We start from the raw sequence: 26,158 nt of genomic DNA on the forward strand, positions 1-26,158 counted from the left end.
GATACAGTTGAGGAGGTGCCGTATGAAAACGAGACCGAAAAATGCAGGTAAACAGCAAAAAAACGAATCAAAAACGACTGATACGCTTGATAAAAAATTAGGCGGCCCAAACCGCCCTTCTACGTAAGACACCACCCGAAACCGCAGCGAACGGTTTCGGGCTTTTTATTTTTTAAGCCACTCTTTAACCGCAAACAGCGCGTGGAGCTCCCGCCTTTTCTGTAAATACCAGTCCGTCAGTTCAAGCTGTTTCGGCATTTTCTCCTGTAAAAAAGCCCCTTTCCTTAACCTTTTTTGAAACCAATCCGCCTTTTTGCCGTCTAATGAGTGGGCAACAATCGGATAAGTTGTCCTCAGCATCGGTGACGTTCTTTTTTTGATGCCGATCATTTTCTCCATATCAAAGCGCGAGCCGGTATGTGGAACGGTATCGAGAAAACGGTAAAAAGAAGCGTGAAGATCAGGACTGAATAAAAGACGGGCAAGCTGTTTTCCGAGCGCAATTCTTTCTTCTGTTTTTGAAAACCGTTTGACGGAAATTCCGTATAAACATCCGTCAAATGAGGGGAATATCACCGTGTTAAAGTGAAACCAATCACTTAAATAAAAAGGAATCGTACCAAAAACATTCTTTTTAAACGAAGGATTTTGTATAATAGGTGCTTGGATAGTGTTTTGTTCATTTATAATAAGAGCATACATGAGCCGTTCCGTATCTCCGTCACGCCAAAAGCGGAGCCATTCTTCCTGCATGAAAGCCGAGACGCGGAAATAAGGAAGATGACAGAAAAGAGGTTCGCCGATCTGTTTTGACCACTGGTAGATCAGAAGCTGAGGATAGGCATCAGAAAAAATCAGCCAATTCGCCCTCTCATACGAGAGGAAAAACCAGTTTTTCTGCCTGCTGTCAAGACCTTCCTGATAAAGGACGCCTCTTAAATCAGTCATCGACCAGCCCGCATTACGGGACACAAAAGATGCCAAAAGCGGCCATTTGATCTCAGGATGGCGGTCATAATATGCTTTATAGGCATTTGTCCGGGAAATGTTATCGGCATTTTTTATTTTCGTCTCTTTTTCGATCTGATGAAGAATGGCGGTTACGGTCTGTCGTTTATGCACGTTCATTCACTTCCGTCACTATGAGTTTGATAAGGAGGATGGAAAAAGTGATTCGGTATCCGAATGGAAAAACTTTTCAGCCGAACAAAACGGTTTCATCCCAAAACAGCCAGAAACGGTCCCATTCATACAGTAATCGCGGCATGACCCTCGAAGACGACCTGAATGAAACGAATAAGTATTATCTGGCTAACCAAATTGCGGTCATTCACAAAAAGCCGACACCCGTCCAGATTGTAAACGTCCATTATCCGAAAAGAAGCGCCGCAGTCATTAAGGAGGCTTATTTTAAGCAGTCTTCGACAACCGATTACAATGGGATTTATAAAGGGCGCTACATTGATTTCGAAGCAAAAGAAACAAAAAACAAAACGGCATTTCCCCTGCAGAATTTTCATGACCATCAAATTGAGCACATGAAGCAGGTGGTCAGGCAAGACGGCATTTGTTTTGTTATTATATCCGCTTTCGAAAAGGTTTATTTCCTCGAGGCCGACAAGCTGTTTGTCTTTTGGGAGAGAAAGGAGAACAACGGCAGAAAGTCGATTCGCAAAGACGAATTAGAAGATGCTTCCTTTCCGATTTCCCTTGGATACTCACCGAGAATTGATTATATTAGTATTATTGAACAGCTTTATTTTTCGCAGGGACAGTAGACTGAGCGAAAGGTTGATTAACGAAAGGTTGAGATGTTATGTCAGATCAATTTAAGAGCCGTGAAGAACGCCGCAAGGCTAGGCAGACGAAAAGCCCCAAGTCTTCTTCACCGAAAAAAGGAAAGAAACAGCGTAAAGGCGGTTTATTCAAAAAGATTGTGCTGTCTTTGGTTATTCTGTTTGTCCTCGGCATAGTCGGCGGAGCCGCGGCATTTGCCGTTTTAGTTTCCGGTGCGCCGTCTTTGGACGAAGCCAAGCTGAAAACGCCTTATTCTTCAACAATTTACGATAAAAACGGCAAAGAAATCGCGGAAGTGGGCGGCGAAAAACGAACCTACGTCCCGATTAAAGATATACCCGATGTTGTGAAAGAAGCATTTATCGCAACAGAGGATGCCCGTTTTTATAAGCACCACGGAATAGACCCGATCCGGATCGGCGGCGCCTTGGTCGCCAACTTTACGGATGGTTTCGGTTCAGAGGGAGGAAGCACGATCACCCAGCAGGTTGTGAAAAACTCGCTTTTGACCCATCAAAAAACGATTAAACGGAAAGCACAGGAAGTGTGGCTTTCACTGCAGCTGGAGCGCCATTATTCTAAAGATGAAATCTTAGAAATGTATTTAAACAGAATTTATTTCTCACCGCGCGCCTACGGCGTCGGTAAGGCGGCTGAAGAATTCTTCGGCGTAAAAGATTTGAGCAAGCTTACGGTTGAACAGGCGGCCACGCTTGCCGGAATGCCGCAAAGCCCGACCGGATATAACCCGGTTAAAAACCCGAAGGCTTCCGAAAAACGCCGGAACATCGTTCTCAGCTTAATGGAAAAACAAGGATTCATTTCAAATTCTGAATACCAAAAAGCGAAGAAAGTGTCCATGAAAGATGAAGGCGTCGTCAGCCAAAAGGAATACGATAAAAAGGACACAAATAAATACAGCGCTTTTGTCGAAGAAGTCATGAAAGAAATTGAGACAAAAGAAAAGAAAGACGTCGATATTTCAACTGACGGATTAAAAATTTACACGACCCTTGATACGAAAGCACAAGATTATCTTGACCAATTGATGAACGGCGACACAGCCGGCTTTACCCAAGGCATGCAGGGCGGCGTCACGCTCCTTGATACGACAAACGGAGAAATCCGCGCCATCGGAGCAGGACGAAACAGAACTACCGGGGGATTCAATTATGCAACACAAGGTAAAACCCAGCCAGGTTCAACGATAAAACCGATTCTTGATTACGGGCCGGTCATTGAAAATAAAAAATGGTCGACGTATGAGCAGATTAATGATTCTGCATATACGTACTCTGACGGCACACCGATCCATGATTGGGACAATGATTACAAAGGTCAGATATCTATGCGTCAAGCTCTCGCAGACTCACGTAATATTCCGGCTCTGAAGGCATACCAAGCAGCCGGTAAAGATAATGCGGTCGACTTCGCAAACGACTTAGGACTTGGATTAAACAAAGACAGTGTAACGGAATCTTATTCTATCGGAGGATTTGGTGAGGATAACCGCGGTGTTTCTCCTCTGACCATGGCAGGCGCCTACAGTGCGTTCGGAAATAACGGAACGTACAATGAACCGCACGCAGTCACGTCGATTGAATTCAATGACGGCACTAAGCTTGATTTAACGCCTAAGCCGAAGAGTGCTATGAGTGATTACACGGCGTTCATGATTACAGATATGCTGAAATCAGCTGTCGAATCTGGAACGGGTAAACTGGCTCAAGTACCGAATGTGGAAGTCGCCGGTAAAACGGGTACAACAAACTTTACTAAAGATGATATTCAAAAATATAACATTGCTCCAGGCGGAGTCCCAGACTCATGGTTTGTCGGCTACACCCCTCAATATACAGCGGCGGTTTGGACCGGTGTTGAGCCTGGCAACAAAGCAGGCAAGAAATCACTGTCTTCTGCAGACCAGCAAGTTGCAAAACGGATTTTCCAAAAGCTGATCTCATACGTTGATGACGGTAAAGGAAGCTTCAAGCAGCCTGACAGCGTCGTAAAAGAAACAGTTGAGAAAGGCTCGAATCCTGCCGCTTTAGCCGGACCGAATACGCCGGATGATAAAAAAGTGACGGAGTACTTCGTGAAAGGAACAGAACCTACTGCCGTTTCTAAAACGTACGCGAAAGAAAAAGCAGATAAACCGACTGGCTTGCAAGTGAAATACGACAAAGATAAAAAATCATTAACTTTAAGCTGGGATTATGACGGCGATGCAACATTCAATGTCAAACAATCCGTTGACGGCGGAAGTTACAGTGACATTCAAAACAGTTCGGCAAAAGAAGCCGTCGTCTCAGATGTCACCACTGGGTCCACATACAGCTTCCAGGTGACAGCGGAAAATGATGACGGAAAAAGCGATACGGCATCAGCATCTTTCAAAGTTCCGAAAGATGAAGAAGACAATGCAGATAAAGATAAAACGACTGACGATGAACAGAAACCTGATGATAAGGATAAAGACAAGACCCAAACCGATGATTCGAAAACAGACGATAATCAGACAGATACGTCAGACGGATCGGATCAATCACCAACCGATGACCCGAATAAAAATCCGGATCAATCCGATCAGGATCAAACGGATAATAACAATCCGAATCAGCCTGGTAACGGGACGGATAACAACGGACAGCAAGATAACGGCTCTGATAATGGTTCCGATACCGGTTCAGACGGTTCGAAAAAACCTGACAGCGGCCAGAAGGACAAAAACCAAGATTCATCTTCAAATGTCAACGGGCAGTCCAATTCGTCAACCATCCAGTCAAACCCCGCTCATTAGCGGACGAAATCCTTCACCTGTTTGAGGTGAAGGATTTTTTTCATACAAAAAAACCTCCTTTTCTTATAAGGAGGTTTTTATGATTTGTTCATAGCTTCATATTTATGATATTGTTTTGTCATCTCCGTCATCAATTCGTCAAGCTGAATAAACGAGTGAAATTGAGTCGGTTTTGTTAGAATAAACGCCACTCTCTCCGCCCAATTAATCGGCTCCGCGGGAAAATGCTTGGTTTCAAGCACAGACCAATCAAGTGAGGTGACCCGCTCCCCTGCCGTCCAATGAAACGCGGCAATCAGACAGGCAATCCCCTTCAGCATATCATTTTGATCACATCTGGATTTTCTTGTTTGAAAAACGGGAAGCAGCGCTTCTTTCGTTTCGTTCCAAATCTGAAAAAGAAACGGAACATATTCGCTCTTTTCCCTCCATGGCTGCACTTTTGGCTGACTGCTGAAATCCATATACAGCGGATGCCGGCGCAAAGCCGCTTTAACCTCTAAGCTATCCAGATCCGTAAGACTGCGCAAGTAAGTTTCATAGCCTGCCAGAATATTAATCGCCGTCACCGTTTCACCAGCCCTTTTTTGTCACGCTTTTGCCCTTCCCTGCATAACGAAAGCAAAGGACATTCCGCACAGCGGGGAGATTGCGCTTTACAATGATACCGCCCGAAAAATATTAATCTGTGATGTGTGACAGACCAATCCTCTTTGGGCACTTTTTTCATTAATGTTTTCTCTACTTCCAATACAGAGTCCTTCCAGCGGCAGATGCCGAGCCTTTTCGAGACCCGTTCCACATGAGTGTCCACAGCGATTGCCGGTACGCCGAAAGCAACGGATACGACCACATTTGCCGTTTTCCGTCCGACACCCGGCAGCTTCACAAGCTCATCCCGGTCTTTCGGCACTTCTCCGCCGTACTCTTCGATGATCATTTTGCTCAGTTTTTGAATATTTTTGGCTTTATTTCGGTACAGGCCGATTGATTTAATATCCTGCTGTAATTCTTCCAGCGGGACGGCAAGATAATCTTCAGGCCGTTTATATTTTTGAAATAGCGTTTTTGTCACTCTGTTGACGAGAGCATCCGTACATTGCGCAGATAAAGCGACTGCCACAACCAGTTCGAAAGGATTTGAATGGACAAGTTCACATTCTGCGTGCGGAAACATATCACCGATTTTATCAAGACAATATTCAATCTGCTTTAAATTTAACACGTTTCTCCCCTTCTCAAGTTACTGTTCCAGCCAATTGTAAAAAGGCACCTGTCTCGTATACTCTTTTTGCGGTTCATTTTGTTTCGTCTGAACACGCCGGAATTTTTGGCTGTGCGCCTTCGCCTGCTCAACCGTTTTGAAGCCGTTCTTTTTCCATTCAAATAAAATCCGGTCAATATAGCGAAAACTGAGCTTTCCTGATAAGACAGCTTCTTTTAGCGCATGTTTAATCAGAATCGCGTCATGCTGATCCTGATCCTGCCATATGGCCAGCGTCTCACATTCAAGCGGAGACAGCGGCCTTCCAAACTCTTCTTCAAAGATGGTGTACAGGCTTTTTTGTTCTCTTTCTGACGTTCTTTCCTGCGTTTCATTTTGTGAATGCTGCATGTAATCATACAGCTTCGCCCATAACGGCTGCAGAGAATATTTTTCGAACTTTATGCCGTTATGGTCTTCACATTCTTCAATAAACAGAAAACCTTTTTGAATGAACATTCTCAGGCAGCTTGTACATTCTTCAGCAGAAATGGACATCCCTGACTGCAGTTCAAACGGCGTCGGAAAATAAGAACCCTTTTCCAAATGCATTTTAATCTTTAAAAGCAGAATCAATTCGGTTTCATTCAGCCCGAGCTGCCGGTAATGTGTCAGCAGCAGGTTGGGAATGCTTGAAATGCCGAGTTCCTGCATATCTATAAATTGCTGTTTTTTCATCCTTACACCTCTTACTGTAAAAGGTTATCTCCGGGAGCTTTCCCCTTTACTTAGAAAAAGTCTCCCTTGCAGGAGACTTCGTTTTTTAAAACTATTACGGATACAGACGGTTCAGAAGTCTCGGGAACGGAATTGTTTCACGCACGTGAGGCGCTCCGCTGATCCAAGCCACTGTCCGCTCAAGTCCGAGGCCAAAGCCTGAGTGCGGAACAGAACCGTATTGTCTGAGTTCAGCATACCATTTGTAAGCATCTGAATCCAGACCGTGTTCTTTTAATCTTTCTTCCAATAAATCCATATCGTGAACGCGTTCAGATCCGCCGATGATTTCCCCGTAGCCTTCCGGAGCAATTAAATCGGCACATAGCACGACATCGTCACGATCTTTGGCAGGCTGCATATAAAACGGTTTTAATGAAGTCGGATAATGAGTGATAAACACCGGTTTGTCATAGCTTTCTGCAATCGCTGTTTCATGCGGCGCACCGAAGTCATCTCCCCATTCAATATCGTCGAATCCTTTTTCTTTCAGGAACTCGATCGCTTTATCGTACGTAATGCGCGGGAAAGGCGCTTTCATTTGTTCTAATTTGGACGTGTCTCTTCCCAGTGTGTTCAGCTCGATCTTACAATGTTCCAGCACGCTTTGTACGATGTAAGCAACATAATTCTCCTGAACTTCAAGGTTTTCTTCAAATTCAACAAATGCCATTTCGGGCTCAATCATCCAGAATTCGATGAGATGGCGTTTCGTTTTTGATTTTTCCGCTCTGAATGTCGGTCCGAATGAGAATACTTTTCCCAGCGCCATTGCAGCAGCTTCCATATACAGCTGGCCGCTTTGAGACAAGAAGGCGTCTTCATCAAAATATTTTGTTGCGAACAGCTCAGTCGTGCCTTCAGGAGCGCTTCCCGTCAAAATCGGCGGATCAACTTTCACGAAACCTTCTTTGTTGAAAAATTCATAAGTCGCACGGATGATTTCGTTGCGGATTTTCATAATCGCGTGCTGGCGTTTCGAACGGAGCCACAAATGTCTGTGGTCCATTAAAAATTCTGTGCCGTGCTCTTTAGGTGTAATCGGATAATCGGTCGCTTCGTGAATGACTTCAATGGATGTGACTGCAAGCTCATAGCCAAGCGGTGAACGCTCGTCTTCTTTCACAATCCCTTTTACGTAAAGTGACGTTTCCTGCGTCACTGATTTCGCGATTTGGAAGATGTTTTCTTCAACTTCAGCTTTGACGACAACTCCCTGAATGAAGCCGGTACCGTCTCTCAGCTGTAAAAATGCGATTTTACCGCTTGAGCGTTTATTTGCGACCCAAGCTCCAATCGTTACTTCCTCGCCTGTGTGTTTATACACTTGGTTGATTGTTGTTTTCAAAATCTTTCCCTCCAGAACAAGAAAGACATTCAGGAATCTGCCTGAATCTCTTTTTTCATCACTTTATTATACCCGTTCTACTCTTACGGGGTCAATGCAGGTGAAAAGCGGCTTCAAAAGCCGCTTTTTCAGAATCAGCTATGTTTTTCCGTGAAGCGGCGGATTCTTTCGACCGCTTCTTCTAAAAGATCAAGTGACGTTGCGTAAGATAAACGGACGTTGTCCGGTGAGCCGAAGCCCGAGCCCGGTACGATGGCGACTTTTTCTTCTTCCAGAAGCGCCTTCACGTATTCATCAACATCTTTGAATCCGCAGTTTTCTGCTGCCGCTTTGGCGTTAGGGAACAAGTAAAATGCCCCTTCAGGCTTGACACAGGTAAATCCGGGAATTTCGCTGAGCTGAGCATAGATGGTATTCAGTCTGTGCTCAAATGCCTGTCTCATCTCTTCCAGCGGTTCAGCAGGCCCGTTATATGCCGCAATGGCGCCGTATTGAGCGATAGACGTCGGATTTGACGTGCTGTGGCTCGCAAGGCTCGTCATCGCTTTAATAATCGTCTCAGATCCCGCCGCATAACCGATTCTCCAGCCCGTCATGCTGTGGGATTTCGACACGCCGTTGATGATGACCGTCTGCTCTTTCAATTCATCGGAAAGCTGTGCGATTGAGACGTGTTTTTTTCCTCCGTATGTAAGCTTCTCATAAATTTCGTCAGAAACGATCAGAATGTCATGCTCCAGACACACTTTTCCGAGTTCACTAAGCTCTTCTTTCGTATACATGACACCTGTCGGATTGCTCGGTGAGTTGATAATGATTGCTTTTGTTTTCTCAGTGAGCGCCTGCTTCAGCTGCTCCGGTGAAATTTTAAACTGATTAGACTCCAGTCCTTCCACATAGACGGGACGTCCTCCTGCCAATTTCACCTGCTCAGGATAGCTTACCCAGTAAGGAGTCGGTATAATCACTTCGTCTCCTTCATCGAGAATGACCTGAAATAATGTGTACAGGGCGTGCTTCGCTCCGGTGCAGACAATGATTTCTGACGGTTTATATTCAATTCCCTGGTCGTTTTTGAACTTTTCAGCGATGCTGTCTTTCAAGGCCGGCAGACCGCCTGAAGGCGTATATTTTGTGTGGCCTTCATTCATGGAACGCACCGCGGCATCTATAATGTGCTGAGGCGTATTAAAATCAGGTTCTCCTGCTCCGAGGCCGATGACATCATGGCCTTCTGCTTTCAGCTCTTTCGCTTTTGCGGTAATTGCAAGTGTTGCAGACGGTGTTAATGCGGATACTCTTTTTGCCAATTTCAACTTGAACTCCCCCTAATACGTCTCACGGTGTGATGTTTTTGAGAATCTTGCCGCTTGTAAAGTCCACATAGCTAAAACTATACTGCCCGTTTTTGTTGATGTAGGTCACTTCCCACAGCAGGACATCGTTTTCTCTCGCCGGGTGAACGTCATTCAGCTTTGAAACAAGCCCTGCGTCTTGAACGATTTTGGCAGCCTTGCTGCTTGAAATGCCGTCACTGGCTTTTTTCGAGAGAATTTTTGCTTTTTTGCCGGCCGGGACCCATACATACATGTCTTTTCCATGTTTATCCGTTCCGGACACAACGTAATACTTCTGTTTACCGACAAAGGTTTCCACTTTCTCAGCATCTGTCAGATCCGTTTTTTCTTTAGCGGCTGCGGCTGCTGTGTCGTGGCCTTCCTCTTTTTGAGCCATTGCAGATTTAAAAATGCCGGCCGAAAATAAAAGAACCGCTAAAAAAATAATACCAAATACGGCTGTAAATATTAACGCTTTTTTTCTCATCTTTTTCACCTATGTGCGATAAATGGTGAAGACCGCTTCATTTTGATTTTCTTCGTCAAGCGCCAGTCCGAACATCAGATTATCTCTTTTCAAAGTCCGGTTTAATGTATCGACGATTTTATATAAATCATCTGAATGCTCCACATTAATTGTAGAAAGAATCTCAATTTTGCTTTCCATTTTTATACCCTCCATCGGTCGAACAAATTTTGTTAGTCATAACGGGATGCACGCGCGGCATAATAAAATCACAAGGCGGCATGAACCCGCTTTTACCATATAAACAATTCCTCATCCCACACCACGAAAGCCGCGTTTATGCGGCTTTTATTCCGTTTGGCTGACGTAATCCCCGAGTTCGGCATCCGTCAGTTCCAAAAGGGATGAAGTCGGGAGCGCATCAAGAAACAGCCGTCCGTATCCCGCCGTCTTTACACGCTGATCTAAAAGAACGATTGTTCCTTTGTCTCCCGCCGTACGGAGCAGGCGCCCGATTCCCTGCCTGAACGTTAACACGGCCTCAGGCAGAGAAATCGTCTGAAACGGGTTTTTCCCCTGCTTCTTGGCGAATTCACATTTTGCGGCATGAAGCGGATTATCAGGCGCCCGGAAAGGAAGCCTTGCAATCATGACGGTTGACAATTCATCCCCCGGAAAATCAACGCCTTCCCAGAAATGATTCGTCCCGAGCAAAATCGCCCGGCTTGCCGTTTTAAAGGTTTTCATTAATTTACCGGGACTTCCGCCCGAGATGCCTTGGCCGAGAAGCTGAATGCCTGAGATCTCCATGCTGAGTTTCAATTCCTGATACACTTTTTTCAGCATATCATGAGACGTAAACAGGATAAGAATCTTCGGCTGTTTTCCCTTTGACATGATTTCAGCATACTTGGCAATATGCTCAATGACTTCCCGCTCTCCGTCATATTTGAGGGATTTCATCTCTTTCGGAATGATGACGTTCATCTGATCATCATAAGAAAAAGGAGACGGGATGCTTTTGGTGCGCGGATAAAAATCCGACAGTCCGAGCCTTTCAATCATAAATTGAAAAGACTGCTCCACCATTAAGGTCGCTGATGTTAGCACTACGCTTTTTTTGCGGGCGAAAAACTGATCTGCCAGCATTTCACCGGGCTCCAGCGGCTGTGCATAGATGCTGACGGCGTTTTTTGCGCCTTTGGCATCAATTTCAATCCAAACGGCTTCTTTCTCATTATTTTCAAACAACAGTCTGCTGAACGTATCGCGATATTCTTTCAGCCCCCTGATGCATTTTACATACTCGGCCGCTAAAAAAGCCGCTCCGCTCTTCATCTCATCAAGCTTTTGATGCAACAGTTTCTCCTGTACTGAAAACACATCGAGCAGCTGATCCAGCATCGCGCAAAGCCGCTCCGCTCCGTCCGTTATCATGTGAAGGCCTTTATCCTGGCTTTTATGATTCAGACTATAGACGAGACGGTTCAGATCGTCTTTAGGTTTTCTTCGTTTGACAAAAGAATGCACCGAACTGAAAAATGCGTCACTTTCAGATTGAATATGCTTCATCCACTCATCGGCGTCAAAAAAACTTTCGGCCGGCAATTCATACGTATAAAACAGTTTTCTCATCCGCTTTAACAGCCCGTGTTCTTTTAATATTCCGATTCGGCTGAGCTTTGTGTGCAGCCCGATGTACGAAGCTCTCCGCCCCAGATGCTCGCTGGCGGCCCGTTCGAAATGATGCGCTTCATCAATGATGACCGTTCCGCTTGGGGGCAGTTTTTTTGTTTCACTGCTTTGATCCGCAAACAGCAAAGCATGGTTGGTGATAATCAGATCTGCGGCCTGCGCTTTTTCTTTTGCCCGTTCATAAAATTCGGCGGCGGAGTTGTTCCCTTTTTTCAAAAAAGATTCCTCATCGTAAGACATGCGCTCCCACAGCAATCTGCCGCCTGAAGGAAGATTCAGCTCGGCGGCGTCGCCCGTTTCAGTCTCTGTCAGCCAGACGAGAAGCTGTGCTTTCGTCAGAACCGCATCATAGTTGTCATCTTCCTCATGCAGAATATGTTCAAACTTGCGCAAGCACAGATAATGCGATTTCCCTTTTAAAACAGCGGCCTTAACCGGCCATGGAAACATACGCTCCAAAAGCGGAATATCTTTAGTCATGATCTGCTGCTGCAAAAGAGTAGAGTACGTGCTGATAATGACGGAAGTTTGTTCCGCTTTGGCAAATAAGAGAGCCGGAACGAGATAACCGATTGTTTTTCCGATGCCGGGCGCCGCTTCTATCAGCGCATGCTCCCGGTTGCAGAAGGCGCCAAGCACTTCATCCATCATCGTAAGCTGCCCTTTCCGCTTTTCGTAGCGGGGGATGATGTCAGATAAGAGCTGTTCTTTTTCATCGTTCCATTTTTCAAGGTCAATGGCAGCACTCACCGGACGGGAAGCCGGAATTTGATCGGGCTCTTTAATTGAAAAAGACCCGTATGGAATGCAGCTTTCTTCTGCCGCCGGTCTGCTTTCATGTATAAAAGAATCCAAAAGCAGCGTCAAATCGCTGATAAAATGCTGTGAAAGCCTTCTAAGCTGCTTTAACGTCGGCAAAGGCAAATGTTTCAGTTTATGTAAAATGTCTAAAAAGATCAGCCCCGTAACCTCCGCATCACTGTCTGCGCGGTGAGGCCGGTCATGTACAATATTCAGCTCCGTGCACAATTCACCGAGCTTATACCCTTCAAACCCCGGAAAAACAATACGTGAGAGCTCAACCGTATCAAGCACTTCACAATCCGGCAGCTCATAGCCCGCTTCGCTCAGTTCATGCCGGACAAATCCGAGATCAAAATGAATATTGTGGGCAACAAAATACGCGCCGTCAAGCAGATGAAAAACCTCTTCTGCGACCGCTTCAAACGGCAGTTCATTTTCAACCATACCGGATGAAATTCCGGTCAGCTGTTCAATAAACGGCGGAATGGCCTGATTCGGATTGATATATTTTGAAAACCGCTCAGTTATTTGTCCATTTTCAATGACAACCGCTGCGATTTGAATGATTTTATCGCCCTTTTTCGGCGAATTTCCTGTTGTTTCGACATCTATGACAACGAACCGTTGCTTGTTCATTAAAATGGACACCTCAATTCTTGCATACGAGAAAAGTGTAACACGTTTTGCTGAGAAATGGAGCGGAAAAACAGCTTTTGCCCCTGAATCTTAAAAGAAAACCCCCATGAAGGGGGCTCTTTTACAAAATCGTGTGCGCCGGCTCCTGGCCCAGCATCTGCTCGATTTTATTCTGATCGTCCAAAACCGCCACCTTCGGCTGATGGCTTTTTGCTTCCTGATCAGACATCATTTGATAAGAAATAATAATGACTTTATCTCCTGGTTGGACGAGGCGGGCGGCAGCTCCGTTTAAACAGATCACGCCGCTCCCCCGCTTACCGGGAATAATATACGTTTCAAGTCTCGCTCCGTTGTTATTATTCACAATTTGAACTTTTTCATTAACGAGCATTCCGACGGCATCCAAAAGATCTTCATCAATCGTAATGCTGCCGACATAGTTCAAATTGGCTTCCGTCACGGTAGCGCGGTGCAGTTTTCCGGCCATCATAGTGCGGTACATATTATAATCTCTCCCATTCATCAATATCAATAATGATATTATCAATCAGTCTAGCTTTAGAAAATTGAACGGCACAGGCCAGAATAATCTTGCCGTTTAACGTTTTAAGCGGAGTCAGTTCAGGATAAGCGTACAATTCGGCATAATCAATGACGCCGCTAGTGTTTTCGATGACGCTGCTGACGGCTTTTATGACGGCTTCCGGGTTTCTTTCACCGTCTCTGATCAGTTCGGCGCCTTTTTGTAATGCTTTATAGATCATCGGCGCTTCTTTTCGTTCCTGCTCAGTCAGATAGACATTGCGAGAGCTTTTAGCAAGTCCGTCTTCTTCTCTGACCGTATCCACCGCAACCAATTCGATATCCATAAAGAAATCCTCAATCAATCCGTCCACAACCGCTGCCTGCTGGGCATCTTTCAGCCCGAAGTAGGCGCGGGTCGGTTTAACGAGATTGAAAAACTTCGTCAGCACAGTGGCCACTCCGTCAAAATGACCGATGCGGGAGGCGCCGCATAACACGTCAGTTCTTCTTTTTACATGCACGGCAACATTTTGCTCGCCTTTATACATGTCACTTGCAGACGGCGTAAACAATACATCTGCCCCCGCCTGTTCTGCAAGCCGGGCATCGCGGTTTAAATCACGCGGATATGCTTCGTAATCCTCGCCCGGTCCGAATTGAGTCGGATTGACAAAGATGCTCATCACGACAATATCGTTTTCTTTGGTTGCTTTTTCAACCAGCGTCAGATGCCCTTCATGAAGAAAACCCATTGTCGGGACGAATCCGATCGTCCGGCCTTCTGAGCGGTATTGCGCAATCAGTTCTTTCAGCTGTTGAGTTTCTGTCAGTTGTTTCATCGCTTACTTTCCTCCGTACAAGCCTTGCAGCACAGTTTGGTTGATCTGAAAAGAATGCTTTTCTTCCGGGAAAACCCGTTCTTTCACATCACGCACATAACCGCTGAGCGCAGATTCAATCGCGCCGTCGATTTTGGCATATTGCTTCACGAACTTCGGTGTTCTGTCCACGCCGTGGCCGACGACGTCATGGTAAACAAGAACTTGGCCGTCAGCTTTTGAACCGGCTCCGATTCCGATGACGGGAATGGATACTTCTTCTATTATTTTTGCGGTCAGTTCAGCAGGCACACATTCAAGCACGAGCATCATCGCTCCCGCCTGTTCGCATTTCACGCTGTCTTCGATGAGCTTTTTCGCGCTTTGCTCATCTTTTCCCTGCACTTTATATCCGCCTAACACTCCGACAGACTGCGGTGTAAGGCCTAAATGGCTGACGACAGGGATGCCCCCGAGTGTCAGCGCGCGGATGGATTCGAAAACGCCGTCTCCGCCTTCAAGCTTTAACGCGTCTGCGCCGCTTTCCTGAATAATGGCCGCGGCATTTTTCAATGTATCTTCTTTTGAAAGGTGGTAAGACATAAACGGCATGTCCGTTACGATAAACGTATTTTTCGCACCTCGTTTTACCGCTTTTGTATGGTGAATCATGTCACTGACCGTTACGCCGACGGTTGAATCGAGCCCGAGCACGACCATTCCGAGCGAATCCCCGACTAAAATCATGTCGACTCCAGCCTGTTCCGCCAGTTTTGCCTGCGGATAATCGTAAGCGGTCAGCATCACGATCGGCTCTCCGTTTTCCTTCATTTTCATGAAATCCAGTTTTGTTTTCATTCTGTTTCTCCTCCTCTAAACGGTGAGGAGATGATCCGCCAATTCTTCGCAAGCAAAAAAGCCTTCTGTAAAATAAGAAGGATTCCCACTTGTTTAACGTTCAGCGAATGTCATCCCTCTGTCCCAGTCCTTTTTTGGATCAAGGCAGACTTTTCGTAATCTCTGTTCTGCTGATCAGGTGCAGTTCATTATGATACTGCCCATAGGAAGTATACCAAATTCACGAGGCTTGTACCAACTAAGATTAATTGAGCTCAATATCGGCAGAATAGATCTTCTTTATTCCGTCTTTCGTTTCCAAAAGAAGGACCCCCTCATCATCAATGCCGAGCGATTTCCCGTAAAACGTCCCTTGCAGCGTTCTCGCTCTGAGCTCACTCGCCAATCCGACCGCATAGCTTTCCCATAACAGCTTAATCGGTGTAAAGCCGTGCTTCAGATAATCCTGATAGCGTTTTTCAAAAGTCAGCAGAATCTCTTGTATCAGACCCGCTCTGTCAATTTTTTCGCCGGCTTCCAGGCTGAGGCTTGTCGCAATGTCCTGAAGCTCGCCGGGAAAATCGGTTTCCCGCTGGTTCACGTTGATTCCGATGCCGAGAATGACCGAACGGACACGGTCTTCTTCCGCCTGCAGCTCAGTTAAGATTCCGACGGCCTTTTTGCCGTGAATCATTAAATCATTCGGCCACTTAATTGCGGGCTGTACACCGGTAAAGGATTCGATAGCCTGAACGACCGCAACGGCAGATAACAGAGTGAGCTGCGGCGTTTTTTGCAAAGGAATTTCCGGTCTCAGGATGAGACTCATCCAAATCCCGGTTCCTTCCTGAGAATGCCACACTCTGGACATTCTTCCTCTGCCTGCCGTTTGTTTATCGGCAACTACGAGTGTTCCTTCCGGCGAGCCGTCATTGGCCAGTTCATGGGCGGTTTTTTGGGTGGACGGCAGGACGTCCCGGTAATACAGCTGTTTGCCCATAACCTCTGTTTTCAGCCCGAAGCGGATTTCAGATTCGCTGAGTTTCCCCGGTTTTTTAATGAGCCTGTACCCTTTTCGTCTGACCGCCTCAACCTCATAGCCCTCTTTGCGGAGCTCTTCTATATGTTTCCAAACGGCGGTTCTCGAACAACCGAGCGCGTCACTTATTTTCTGCCCGGAGATGAAGCCGTCACCCGCCTCAGAAAATAAATCAATTAATCGGGTTCTTAATGTTGATCCCATGATGCGAGCCACTCCTTTATGTCATGTTTTCGGTTGGAGAGCTTCCCTGCCAATACCGCTTCTTCAATCCGGCTAAGTTCTTCGGCAATCCATTTACCCGTACGGCGGTTTCTGAGCTCCATCAGATCAGCGCCTGAAATGTCGAGGTCACGAAGGCTTTTGATCGGCAGCTGCTCATACAGGCTCCGAATCTCTTTCAGCTTTTGTTCATCAACCGTCTTATGCTTTTTCAGCATTTCGATTTTAACGGCTGAAAACAGCGCATCTCCAGCCCGGTACATCGCCTGTGCTTCAAGCTGCGCCGGATAAACGCTTATGATCTGCACTGCTTTTTTTATGACTTTTCCCGGCAGTTTCCATTGTTTTAAAAACGGTTCGGCGCTTTTCGGACAAAGACCGAGAAATAATAACAGCGCTGCCCAGCGTTCTTCGCGCGCATCTAAGAAGGAAAACGGATATCCGCTCGCTTCAAGCATTTGCTTCTCATAACCGGAAAGGCCGGGCAGCTCTTGTATCAGTCCTGTCTGCACCATTGTTTGAATCGCTTCTTTTGAAGATGCGCCAACGAGCAGCTTTTCAAACTCGACGGTCTTTCGTTCTACTGATACGTGCGCCAAAAGCTCCCTGTCTTTTATGACGGCCTCTTTTGTTTCTTTCTCTAACAGAAAGCCGAGCTGGCTCATAAACCGGACGGCTCTCATCATCCGCAGAGCGTCTTCCCGAAAACGGTCTTCAGGGTTCCCGACCGTACGGATCAGCTTTTGTGCGATATCATGAGCGCCTCCGAAATAATCAAGCAATTCTCCTTCGGCAGACATCGCCATTGCATTAATCGTTAAGTCTCTCCGCTTTAAGTCTTCTGATAAAGATGTAATGAACCGGACGGCTTCAGGGCGCCGGTAGTCCTTATATTCTGATTCGGCGCGGAAGGTGGTGACTTCATATGTTTCATCTTCCCATAAGACGATTACGGTGCCGTGCTCCTTGCCGACATCGACGGTCCGCTCAAAGAGACGCTCCACCTCATCCGGCGAAGCGCTTGTCGCGATGTCCACATCACCTATTTTTCGTTTCATATAGCTGTCTCTGACGGCTCCCCCGACAAAGTAGGCCTGATGGCCCGCCTTTATCAGATGTTGAAGGATGGGGAGGGCTTTGACAAATTCCTGTTCCATAAGATCACTCCGGTCCTGCCAATTCGGCATAAATCCGTTCGTACTGACTGACGATTCTTTGCGAAGAAAAGGCGGTTTCCACCATTTTCAGCGCATGGTCAGTCAAACGTTTGCTGAGCTGTTTGTCTTCTAAAACGGCAAGCGCTTTTTCAGAAGCCGCCTGAATATCGCCGACTTCCACCAGAAAACCGCTTACTTGATCTTTAATCACTTCCGGTATTCCGCCGATATTCGTTCCGATGCACGGCACGCCGCAGGCCATCGCCTCCAGAAGCACGAGTCCGAAACTTTCTTTTTCAGAAAGAAGGAGCTTAAGGTCACTGATGGAATACAGCTCTTCCACCCTGTCTTGGTTTCCGAGGAGCAGCACTTGGTCCTGCAGGCCGTATTTCTCGACAAGCTGCCAAGCGACGCACTTTTCCGGTCCGTCGCCGACAAGCAGAAGCTTCGCCTTTGTTTTGGCTGCGATATTACGGAAAACACGGATAACATCCTTCACGCGTTTTACCTTTCTGAAGTTGGAAACATGGATGACGACTTTCTCATCCGGCAAAATACCGTGCTTCTCTTTTATACTCTCTGTATTTTTCTTAAGATAAACACGTTCATCAATAAAGTTGTAAATGGTCTCAATTTTTTTATCCGGCTTGATTAAATCATATGTTTCCCCGGCAAGTGCGGTTGATACAGCGGTCACTCTGTCGGACGCTTCAATGGCAAACCGGATTAAATCTTTTAATGACGGATCATACCCTAAAACGGTAATGTCCGTACCGTGAAGCGTCGTAACAATGCCGATGTCGCGCTTCAGCATCTGTTTGGCCAGATAAGCGCATACTGCATGCGGGAGCGCATAGTGCGCGTGGATGATATCAAGATTTTCCCTTGCGGCAACCTCGGCGATTTTGCTCGCCAATGAAAGGTCGTAAGGCGGATGTTTAAATACCGCGTATTGGTTGACCTCCACTTCATGAAAATGAATATTCGGATGATATGTATTTAATCTGAACGGGATGCTTGATGTGATGAAATGAACCTGGTGCCCCTTTTCCGCAAGCAGCTTGCCGAGTTCCGTCGCAATAATACCCGAGCCTCCGACACTCGGGTAGCATGTAATCCCTATTTTTAATGGTCTCATTGTCCGCCCCCAAAAACATCATCATTCAAAACGGGAAGCTGTTTTGAAAAGAAACCTTCGGCATACCCCGTCCCGGCTTCTTTGCCATACAGTCTTTCCCGCGCTTCCACCATTTCGATATAACCGTTTGTCAGCGGTGTGTTCACTGACTGCGCCGTAGCAATAAACTGACTTTGATAGGCGTGCAGGCTTTCTTTTTTCAGATCGATGGTTTCCGTTATGTCGATTACAAAGTCCGGACGGTGAAATCCGTTAATCATATAATAGTAAACTTTTTGAGCCTTGTGAGCCGGCAGTTCCCGGTGATCTTTATATTTATGAATTCCCGCTGAGAATACCGCCTCTTCAACTAATGCCGCCGCATTGCCGTGATCCGGATGGCGGTCTTTCGGATAAGGCATGAAAACGGCTTTCGGCCGGCATGCTCTGATGACACTGACAATCCGGCGGATGCTGTCCTCGCTTTTCAATAGCCCGCGGTCAGGAAGCGTAAGCTGGATTCTCTCTTTCACGCCGAGAATTCGGGCGGCCTCCGCCGCTTCTTCTTTTCTGATACTTACCGTTCCGTTAGATGACAGCTCGGCCTCGGTCAGATCGCATATCACAGCGGTTTTTCCTTGACCCGTAAATTTTGCGATTGTGCCGCCCATACCGATCTCGACATCATCGCTATGGGCGCCGAACGCAAGAATATCAACATGTTCAGACATTCGGCTCTCCTCCGCGCACGAGATTGCGGAAATCAAACGCCCCGCCGTCCAGCGTACGGACGAGAATCTCCGCTGTTCCCATATTTGTCGCCAGCGGGATCGCATATACGTCACACAGCCGGATCAGCGCCGATACATCCGGTTCGTGAGGCTGCGCAGTTAACGGATCCCGCAGAAAAATGACGAGATCAAGAGCATTCGCCGCAATTAACGCCCCGATTTGCTGATCTCCGCCGAGCGGGCCGGATTGAAAACGTTCAACGGACAATCCGGTCGCTTCCTGGATTTTTAAGCCTGTCGTGCCTGTCGCGTATAACTCATGGCGGCTCAATATATCTTTATATGCGGTCGTAAACTGAACCATATCCTGCTTTTTTTTATCGTGAGCAATCAAAGCGACTTTCATTTGATGTTCTCCCCCTTGCCGATTCAGTCGATAATATTTTCGAGGCCGTACACAAGCTGGTCGATTTTCATCACTTGCTCCACTGACAGCTTCACTCCTGACATAAAGGAAGCCCGGTTATAGGAATCATGACGTAATTTCAGCGTCTGTCCGTCCATGCCGAACATGACTTCCTGATGGGCGATCAGACCCGGCAGACGCACGCTGTGAAGGCGGATGCCGTTTAATTCAGCACCGCGGGCGCCCGGCAGGATTTCTTTTTCATCAGGATGACCCTGCTGCTTTTCTGTACGGACGCTTGAGATCATTTCCGCTGTTTTCAGCGCCGTTCCGCTCGGTGCGTCCAGTTTTTGATCATGATGAAGCTCAATGATTTCTACATCTTCAAAATAGTTGGCGGCCATTTGTGAGAATTTCATCATCAGCACCGCGCCTAATGCAAAGTTCGGAGCGATGATGGCGCCGATTCCTTTTTCTTCAGTCAAAGCTTGAAGCTCCTCTAAATCCGCTTCGGAAAATCCGGTCGTTCCCACAACAGGACGGACGCCGTGTTCAAGAGCCGCTTTCGTATGTTTTTTGCCGATTTCAGGCGTTGTTAAATCGATCAGCACATCCGGTTGTGTTTCTTGGAAACATGCGCGGATATCCGTATAAATAAGGGCATCTGAATCAGCTGACATCACTTCTCGCAATGTTTGCTGATCGTATGTATGGTCAATGGCGCCGACAAGCTCAAAATGTGGCGTACGGACGGCAAGTTTTACGGCTTCTTGGCCCATTCTGCCTCTCGGTCCGGCGATTACGACTTTAATGGTTTCATTTGACATGGTTTCTCCTACTTTCCTTCTTCTTTTCTCGTCCAGCGGTCTTTATCCCGTGTATTAAATTTATGCATCACGCGGTTATGAGCTTCCTCCAATGAAATATCAAGGGAGTTGGCGAGGCAGATCAGGACGAACAGCACGTCGCCCATTTCCTCCTCCATGCTTTTCTCATTTTCCGTCGTTTTCTTCGGCTTTTCCCCATAGTAATGGTTGACTTCTCTTGCAAGTTCGCCCAGTTCTTCGGTGAGACGGGCCATCATGGCAAGCGGGCTGAAATAGCCTTCTTTGAATTGGCCGATATATTCATCGACCTCAGCTTGTAAGTCTTTCATCGTTTTGTCACTCACTGTGCGAATACCTCCTGTCATCTCTTCCATGTTAGCTAATTCAAGTACATTTGACAAATGTTAAAAACGGCAGTTTGCTGTTTTCTTTTGTATCCACTATAATATTTACGCAATCTAATGGAAGGAAAAGGGGTTTGATGCAATGCTTGGAGAAATCAGAATCAAAAACATTTGCTTTATTTTAATCGGCGCCGCTGTTTTTTCATTCGGACTGGTTCACTTTAATATGCAGAACAATTTGGCGGAAGGCGGATTTACCGGCATTACGCTGCTCTTATATGCGTTATTCCACATCAGCCCTTCTATTTCCAACCTGGTATTAAACATTCCTATCTTTTTCATCGGCTGGCGCATGCTCGGCCGGACGATGTTTGTCTATACCCTGATCGGCACCGTCTCTCTTTCCGTTTTTCTGAGTATTTTTCAGCGTTACGAAATTCATATGCCGCTGTCGCATGATTTAGCTCTGGCGGCCTTGTTCGCGGGTGTATTTATCGGCGCGGGTCTCGGCATTATTTTTAAATACGGAGGCACGACGGGCGGAGTTGATATCATCGCCAGGCTGATTAATAAATTTTTCGGAATCCCGATGGGCCGGACGATGTTTGCCTTTGATGCCTGCGTCATTCTGCTTTCTTTGTTTACGTATCTTTCTTACAAGGAAGCGATGTACACGCTTGTAGCCGTTTTTGTCGCTGCGCGATTGATTGATTTTATACAGGAAGGCGGTTATGCCGCAAAAGGGGCAACGATTATTTCCTCGAAAAACGATTTGATCCAGCAAAAGATCATAGATGAGATGGAACGCGGCGTCACCGTTTTAAAAGGACAAGGATCATACACAAAAGAAGACAGAGACGTTCTTTACTGCGTCGTTCCGAAAAACGAAATTGTGCTTTTAAAAAGCGTCATCACTTCTGTTGACCCGCACGCCTTTGTTGCCGTAAGCGACGTCCATGACGTACTCGGAGAAGGATTTACGCTTGATGAAAATAAAAATCCGATCAGACGATAATAAAAAGGCGGCTTTTGCCGCCTTTACTGTTCGTGTTTCCATTTGACAACCGGTGATTTTTTCTTGTTCAATCGGCGGGCGAATGCCGGACTGACATTGAGCGTCTGCTCGACGAAGCGCTGCGGCGTCAGTGCCAGCCATTGGTTTAGGGAGACGTCTTCGAAACGGTCGCTTTTGAAAATTTCCAGAAAGCGAAGCACGGTGTCACCGATATTCTGGACATAATGCCCCATCGCAAAAGGAACATATCCTACGTCACCCGCTTGATAGTTAAATGTCCGCGCTCTTCCCTCCGCCGCAAACACCGTCATTTTCGCTTCTCCCGAAAGATAATACTGCCACTCGTCCGTATTCGGATGCCAATGCAATTCTCTCATGCCTCCGGGTTCGACTTCCACAAGAGCGGCGGCAATTGTTTTTGACACCTTAAACGTTTTGGAATCGACGATCTTGACTCTTCCCCCGCTGGTAACAAGAGGCTCCTGCCGGGAGAGCTTGTAGCTGAACGGCTCCAAAACGGTGCCTTCCGGGGAAGAAACGGCTGCCTGTTCAATCGGGGGAGGCGGGTCCAGCTGGAACATGTAACGCTCTTTCTTGTGAATGTAGGCCAAGTCATATCCGGGAACACCGAAGTTCGCCTCCAGCACGCTGCGCGGGGTGTGGGCAAACCAGTCCGTTACTGAAAAGGTGCTGTTTTCTGAAAATGAGCCGTCATCAAAGACAAGCAAAAACTCACTTCCCTGCTCCATCCCTTGAATGGAATGAGGGATGCCGGAAGGAAAATACCACAAATCCCCTTCACTGACGTTGTCAATAAAATTCCGCCCGTTTTGGTCGACTGCGGTTAAACGGACTTCTCCGTTTATCACGTATCCCCATTCGGCTTCTTTATGCCAATGAAGTTCCCGCACAGCTCCCGGTTTCAGTCTCATGTTCACCGCCGCGATGTTTTTGGACACCGGCAGTTCCCTGACCGTCACTTCTCTTGACCATCCGCCGTCTTCAAGCCTCATATGCGTATCAGAAAAAGAGAATTTCAAGTTTTGAACCGTTCCCGCATCCGTTGAAGGCGGAACGAGCATGTCAGGATTCTGGAAGTCACGCGCGAGGTTCCGCGGTCCTTCATCAGTCGCCCCTTTTCTGCCTCTGATCGGCTGCGGGAGGTGTTTTGAAGCCAATTGCTGGATGAGTTTTTTCACTGGCTTTAGCTCCTTTACAGCAATTTGTGTTTATTTAGACTTAGGATATTCGCGCTTTTTCTCTTTCTTTTTTTCCGCTCTGTATTTTCGGTAGCCGACATATGTCAGCGCAGTAATAATGATACCGCCTGTTGTCAGAATGACCCAGAGCAGCGAAGGATCAGCGTCATCCCGCTCCACCTTGTCAAATACACGTTTTAAATCCTGCTGCAGGAGCGTCAGACGCTCAAGCTTTGTTCCTTTTGTCATCTGCTGAAACCCTTCCTGCTCAATCACCTCGATATGTTTCGCCACCGTATCAAGCTGGCCGGCCGACACATCCATTGTCAGGCTGGGATAAATTAAATCATATAATGATATAAATTCATTCCACTTTTCATTGAAATTCTCACTTCCGTTCCCGCTGACATCTTCTTTTAAGGCGCTGAATGTCGCCATAATCGGTCTTTCAAGCGAACCCCACAGCGGATCGGAGTGGTCTTCCATCGCATCCATTACAAGCCTGAACTGAGCGGCTGCGCGAATTTTTTCGGAATCTGAGGCATCCGCCTGCTTCAAGGCGCGCTCTAAATCATTACAGCCCAGAGTCACCTGCCTGACTTCGGCGCCGGTCAGTGAGTTTACGTGTGTCATTTTTTTCTTAAAGTAGCCAAGCACTTGCAGGGCCTCATCATACTGCGAATGCCTCGTCATCTGGAAAACGGTATCCGAAAGGTCGTTCAGTTCCTTGAGACCGCCCTCACCTTCAGCTTTAGCAGTTGTGATGAAACACATAAGAGCAAGCAAAAGACAGATTGTCAGCTTTCGTTTCATAGAGGTCCCTCCCACTCCTTCTCTTTACAGAATATGAAGAGCGGGACAAGGTTAGACCAAGATTCTATCAGTGTAAGTCAAGCTTTATCCGCCTTTTGGAAATCACCAAAACGTATGCAAGGTCGAGTGAAAACAGGCTCAGCCAGAATGTGGCATAGCCGATCTCTTGCATATAAGCACTGAGCATTGAATAGCGGGGCATCATGCCGAAAAGATAATCAATGACGTCATTATGAAGCGTCCAAACAGCGGCAACGGCAAGATGCCATAACCGGAACCGAAAATACGGGCTGTATAAAACGCCTTGAACGGCCATGGCGAAATGTGAAGCAATCAGCATATACCCTTCCCAAGGCATCTGCCCCATTTTAATCAGCACAAAGATATTCATTCCGACCGCCCACAGCCCGTATTTTACAAGGGTTACAAGCGCAAGCGCTTCAAACAGCGGCGCATTTCTTCTCATAAGAAATGCCAAAAGCACGAACAGGAAGAAAAACGTCGCCGTCGGGCTGTCAGGCACAAATATCAGAAAACGGAACGGCGTGTCCGCAAGCTGCGGCAAATACCAATAATAGCCGTACACGGTACCGATAAAATTAACGGCAAGAGCAAGCAGAAGCATGCCGCGCCGTCCTAAAAGATAAGAAATCCACCTCATACCATCAACTCTCAGTCCTTAAAAAATATGTATCATGCAAAAAAGCTGACATCCGGTCAGCTCTTTTCATAAAAGTATATCCTGCTATTGTCCGCTTCACAATACGTTATTTCGAGGTCGTTTCAGAAATGAACTTCGCCAGCTGATCAAGCTGTTTATCATTCCCTTTAAAAATACCGGCAGGCATCTGCCCTTTCCCTTTGACGGCGATCTTTTTAATTTCTTCCGGGCTCAGCCCGTTATCGACCAGGGACGGACCGGCGCCTCCGCCTTGAAGATTATCCCCGTGACAGGAAATACAGCCTTGTTCTTTAAATACTTTATAACCGTCTGACTCGGTATCAATGGCGGCTTCTTTTTTGATTTTCCCTTGCTCCTCCGCCTTCGCCCAGTCATGCGTCGCGACTGACTGCCACGTTAAAAAGACCGTAGCGCAAAGCGCCAAAAGCATCATGCCGACCGCAACCGGACGCTTCCACGGCCTTCTTTCAGAGCCCCTGTCGAGAAACGGAGCCAAAAGCAGCGACCCAAAGGCAAGCCCCGGTATAATCATCGCGCCGATAACGGTGTAGCTCCCCGCGGCATATTCATATTTTAAAAGCTGGTATAAAAATAGAAAATACCAATCCGGCAGCGGAATATATCCCGTATCCGTCGGGTCCGCAACCCGTTCTAAAGGCGGCTCGTGCACAATCGTCAAAACGAGAAATCCGACGAGGAAAACGGCTCCGACCATCCATTCCTTCAGCAGGAAGTTCGGCCAGAATGCCTCTGTCTTTCCCGGATACTCTGAATAGTCTTTCGGTATATTCGGTTTTTTTTCAGCCGGAATCCTTGAATCTCCTACAAACTTCATTCCTTTCCCCCGGTGCATGTCATCCCCTCCCTTTTATATCAGATCTGTATTAAAGCGGTCCTGAAATTCCCTGCTTGCGGATCATGACAAAGTGGGCGCCCATGAGCGCAAACAAAGCGGCAGGGAGAAAAAACACGTGAATCGCAAAGAATCTCGTCAGCGTTTGGGCTCCGACAATATCGTGGTGGCCGGCAAGAAGGGTTTTCACCTGCGCTCCGATCAACGGCGTCGCCTCCGCAATCTGAAGACCTACCTTTGTCGCAAACAGCGCCTTCATGTCCCACGGAAGCAGATACCCTGTAAAACCGAGACCAAGCATCACAAAAAAGATCAGAACACCGACGATCCAGTTCAATTCCCGAGGCTTTTTATAAGCTCCCTGAAAGAAAACCCGCAGCGTATGTAAAAACATCATCACAATGACTAAACTTGCCCCCCAATGATGCATACCCCTTACAATCTGTCCGAAAGCGACTTCATTCTGCAAATAATACACAGATTCCCACGCGTTTTTAATATCCGGCACATAATACATCGTTAAAAACATCCCGGACAGCACTTGGATAACGGTTACAAAAAACGTCAATCCGCCGAAACAATAGACAAAAGCCGAGAAATGGTGAGCTGGATTCACATGTTCCGGCACTTCATGGTCGGCGATATCCCGCCACATCGGCGTAATATCGAGACGTTCGTCCACCCAGTCATAAATTTTGTTCAGCAT

At 46.8% G+C, this 26,158-nt stretch carries 28 protein-coding genes; 4 read left to right on the top strand and 24 right to left on the bottom strand.

All coding sequences use genetic code 11. The annotated features are described in order from the left end of the window. Nucleotides 1-22 precede the first annotated feature (22 nt). Nucleotides 23-127 carry an acid-soluble spore protein SspM gene (sspM, locus tag ABDB98_RS10420; RefSeq protein ID WP_016939063.1) on the top strand — a complete coding sequence of 35 codons (105 nt, stop codon included), beginning with the start codon at nt 23-25 and terminating at the stop codon, nt 125-127. A gap of 38 nt (nt 128-165) precedes the next feature. On the opposite strand, the gene ABDB98_RS10425 is transcribed toward sspM, so the two are convergent. Then, nucleotides 166-1,128 (bottom strand): DUF2515 domain-containing protein, encoded by a 963-nt coding sequence (locus tag ABDB98_RS10425; RefSeq protein ID WP_438420109.1) that lies wholly within the window; start codon nt 1,126-1,128, stop codon nt 166-168. Between the two features lie 41 nt (nt 1,129-1,169). Between ABDB98_RS10425 and recU the strand changes: the two genes are divergently transcribed. Together recU and ABDB98_RS10435 are read left to right on the top strand one after the other, a co-directional pair. Continuing rightward, nucleotides 1,170-1,778, top strand: coding sequence for a Holliday junction resolvase RecU (gene recU / locus ABDB98_RS10430; RefSeq protein ID WP_029575375.1), 609 nt, complete (start codon nt 1,170-1,172; stop codon nt 1,776-1,778). A gap of 38 nt (nt 1,779-1,816) precedes the next feature. After that, nucleotides 1,817-4,597, top strand: a complete 2,781-nt coding sequence (locus ABDB98_RS10435; protein ID WP_438420110.1) for a PBP1A family penicillin-binding protein — start codon at nt 1,817-1,819, stop codon at nt 4,595-4,597. A gap of 77 nt (nt 4,598-4,674) precedes the next feature. Here the strand turns inward: ABDB98_RS10435 and ABDB98_RS10440 are convergent, their stop codons facing one another. From ABDB98_RS10440 to ABDB98_RS10525, 18 genes are all read right to left on the bottom strand, one after another. After that, on the bottom strand, nt 4,675-5,166 hold the full coding sequence (locus tag ABDB98_RS10440) for a YpoC family protein (protein WP_438420111.1): 492 nt from the start codon (nt 5,164-5,166) through the stop codon (nt 4,675-4,677). Beyond that, nucleotides 5,163-5,822 (bottom strand): endonuclease III, encoded by a 660-nt coding sequence (gene nth / locus ABDB98_RS10445; protein WP_016939068.1) that lies wholly within the window; start codon nt 5,820-5,822, stop codon nt 5,163-5,165. Before nth ends, ABDB98_RS10440 begins: the two co-directional genes overlap by 4 nt. 18 nt (nt 5,823-5,840) lie before the next feature. Then, complete coding sequence (dnaD, locus tag ABDB98_RS10450) at nt 5,841-6,539, bottom strand: DNA replication protein DnaD (RefSeq protein ID WP_016939069.1); 699 nt, start codon at nt 6,537-6,539, stop codon at nt 5,841-5,843. 94 nt (nt 6,540-6,633) lie between these two features. Continuing rightward, entirely contained in the window at nt 6,634-7,926 is a 1,293-nt protein-coding gene (gene asnS, locus ABDB98_RS10455) for an asparagine--tRNA ligase (RefSeq protein WP_438420112.1), read from the bottom strand. A gap of 134 nt (nt 7,927-8,060) precedes the next feature. After that, the gene (locus tag ABDB98_RS10460) at nt 8,061-9,242 is read right to left on the bottom strand and encodes a pyridoxal phosphate-dependent aminotransferase (protein ID WP_045927214.1); all 1,182 of its coding nucleotides are present in this window, start codon (nt 9,240-9,242) and stop codon (nt 8,061-8,063) included. Nucleotides 9,243-9,264: 22 nt separating this feature from the next. Continuing rightward, nucleotides 9,265-9,750, bottom strand: coding sequence for a cell wall elongation/penicillin-binding protein regulator TseB (tseB, locus tag ABDB98_RS10465; RefSeq protein WP_060964913.1), 486 nt, complete (start codon nt 9,748-9,750; stop codon nt 9,265-9,267). Nucleotides 9,751-9,759: 9 nt separating this feature from the next. Further along, a complete protein-coding gene (locus ABDB98_RS10470; RefSeq protein WP_003153512.1) occupies nt 9,760-9,930 on the bottom strand; it encodes a YpmA family protein in 171 nt (56 codons plus the stop codon). Nucleotides 9,931-10,077: 147 nt separating this feature from the next. Further along, complete coding sequence (gene dinG / locus ABDB98_RS10475; protein ID WP_438420113.1) at nt 10,078-12,864, bottom strand: ATP-dependent DNA helicase DinG; 2,787 nt, start codon at nt 12,862-12,864, stop codon at nt 10,078-10,080. Nucleotides 12,865-12,985: 121 nt separating this feature from the next. After that, nucleotides 12,986-13,369: an aspartate 1-decarboxylase gene (panD, locus tag ABDB98_RS10480; protein ID WP_045927211.1), complete on the bottom strand. Its 384-nt coding sequence runs from the start codon at nt 13,367-13,369 to the stop codon at nt 12,986-12,988. 1 nt (nt 13,370) lies between these two features. Further along, a complete protein-coding gene (gene panC / locus ABDB98_RS10485) occupies nt 13,371-14,231 on the bottom strand; it encodes a pantoate--beta-alanine ligase (RefSeq protein WP_060964911.1) in 861 nt (286 codons plus the stop codon). 3 nt (nt 14,232-14,234) lie between these two features. Beyond that, nucleotides 14,235-15,068 carry a 3-methyl-2-oxobutanoate hydroxymethyltransferase gene (gene panB, locus ABDB98_RS10490; RefSeq protein ID WP_016939076.1) on the bottom strand — a complete coding sequence of 278 codons (834 nt, stop codon included), beginning with the start codon at nt 15,066-15,068 and terminating at the stop codon, nt 14,235-14,237. A 244-nt stretch (nt 15,069-15,312) separates the two neighbouring features. After that, nucleotides 15,313-16,290: a biotin--[acetyl-CoA-carboxylase] ligase gene (locus ABDB98_RS10495; RefSeq protein ID WP_060964910.1), complete on the bottom strand. Its 978-nt coding sequence runs from the start codon at nt 16,288-16,290 to the stop codon at nt 15,313-15,315. Further along, on the bottom strand, nt 16,275-17,465 hold the full coding sequence (locus ABDB98_RS10500) for a CCA tRNA nucleotidyltransferase (protein WP_438420114.1): 1,191 nt from the start codon (nt 17,463-17,465) through the stop codon (nt 16,275-16,277). Before ABDB98_RS10500 ends, ABDB98_RS10495 begins: the two co-directional genes overlap by 16 nt. Before the next feature lie 4 nt (nt 17,466-17,469). After that, the gene (gene bshA / locus ABDB98_RS10505) at nt 17,470-18,603 is read right to left on the bottom strand and encodes an N-acetyl-alpha-D-glucosaminyl L-malate synthase BshA (RefSeq protein ID WP_438420115.1); all 1,134 of its coding nucleotides are present in this window, start codon (nt 18,601-18,603) and stop codon (nt 17,470-17,472) included. Beyond that, complete coding sequence (gene bshB1, locus ABDB98_RS10510) at nt 18,600-19,313, bottom strand: bacillithiol biosynthesis deacetylase BshB1 (protein WP_438420116.1); 714 nt, start codon at nt 19,311-19,313, stop codon at nt 18,600-18,602. Before bshB1 ends, bshA begins: the two co-directional genes overlap by 4 nt. Further along, nucleotides 19,306-19,719: a methylglyoxal synthase gene (gene mgsA, locus ABDB98_RS10515; protein WP_060964907.1), complete on the bottom strand. Its 414-nt coding sequence runs from the start codon at nt 19,717-19,719 to the stop codon at nt 19,306-19,308. Before mgsA ends, bshB1 begins: the two co-directional genes overlap by 8 nt. A 23-nt stretch (nt 19,720-19,742) precedes the next feature. Beyond that, the gene (dapB, locus tag ABDB98_RS10520; protein ID WP_060964906.1) at nt 19,743-20,546 is read right to left on the bottom strand and encodes a 4-hydroxy-tetrahydrodipicolinate reductase; all 804 of its coding nucleotides are present in this window, start codon (nt 20,544-20,546) and stop codon (nt 19,743-19,745) included. A gap of 8 nt (nt 20,547-20,554) precedes the next feature. Further along, nucleotides 20,555-20,890, bottom strand: a complete 336-nt coding sequence (locus tag ABDB98_RS10525; RefSeq protein WP_003153495.1) for a nucleotide pyrophosphohydrolase — start codon at nt 20,888-20,890, stop codon at nt 20,555-20,557. Between the two features lie 142 nt (nt 20,891-21,032). On the opposite strand from ABDB98_RS10525, the gene ABDB98_RS10530 reads away from it, so the two are divergent. Next, on the top strand, nt 21,033-21,905 hold the full coding sequence (locus tag ABDB98_RS10530; RefSeq protein ID WP_060964905.1) for a YitT family protein: 873 nt from the start codon (nt 21,033-21,035) through the stop codon (nt 21,903-21,905). 23 nt (nt 21,906-21,928) lie between these two features. Here ABDB98_RS10530 and ABDB98_RS10535 read toward each other — a convergent pair whose 3' ends face one another. The 5 genes from ABDB98_RS10535 to qcrB form a co-directional block, all read right to left on the bottom strand. Further along, on the bottom strand, nt 21,929-23,104 hold the full coding sequence (locus tag ABDB98_RS10535; RefSeq protein ID WP_438420117.1) for an oxalate decarboxylase family bicupin: 1,176 nt from the start codon (nt 23,102-23,104) through the stop codon (nt 21,929-21,931). A 30-nt stretch (nt 23,105-23,134) separates the two neighbouring features. Further along, nucleotides 23,135-23,917, bottom strand: coding sequence for a sporulation protein YpjB (gene ypjB, locus ABDB98_RS10540; RefSeq protein WP_016939084.1), 783 nt, complete (start codon nt 23,915-23,917; stop codon nt 23,135-23,137). 67 nt (nt 23,918-23,984) lie between these two features. Further along, nucleotides 23,985-24,578, bottom strand: coding sequence for a DUF1405 domain-containing protein (locus tag ABDB98_RS10545; RefSeq protein ID WP_438420118.1), 594 nt, complete (start codon nt 24,576-24,578; stop codon nt 23,985-23,987). Between the two features lie 106 nt (nt 24,579-24,684). Next, nucleotides 24,685-25,452, bottom strand: coding sequence for a menaquinol-cytochrome c reductase cytochrome b/c subunit (locus ABDB98_RS10550; RefSeq protein WP_045927203.1), 768 nt, complete (start codon nt 25,450-25,452; stop codon nt 24,685-24,687). A gap of 31 nt (nt 25,453-25,483) precedes the next feature. After that, the gene (qcrB, locus tag ABDB98_RS10555) at nt 25,484-26,158 is read right to left on the bottom strand and encodes a menaquinol-cytochrome c reductase cytochrome b subunit (protein ID WP_003153485.1); all 675 of its coding nucleotides are present in this window, start codon (nt 26,156-26,158) and stop codon (nt 25,484-25,486) included.

It is taken from the genome of Bacillus siamensis (assembly GCF_051628075.1).
Classification (GTDB): domain Bacteria; phylum Bacillota; class Bacilli; order Bacillales; family Bacillaceae; genus Bacillus; species Bacillus siamensis.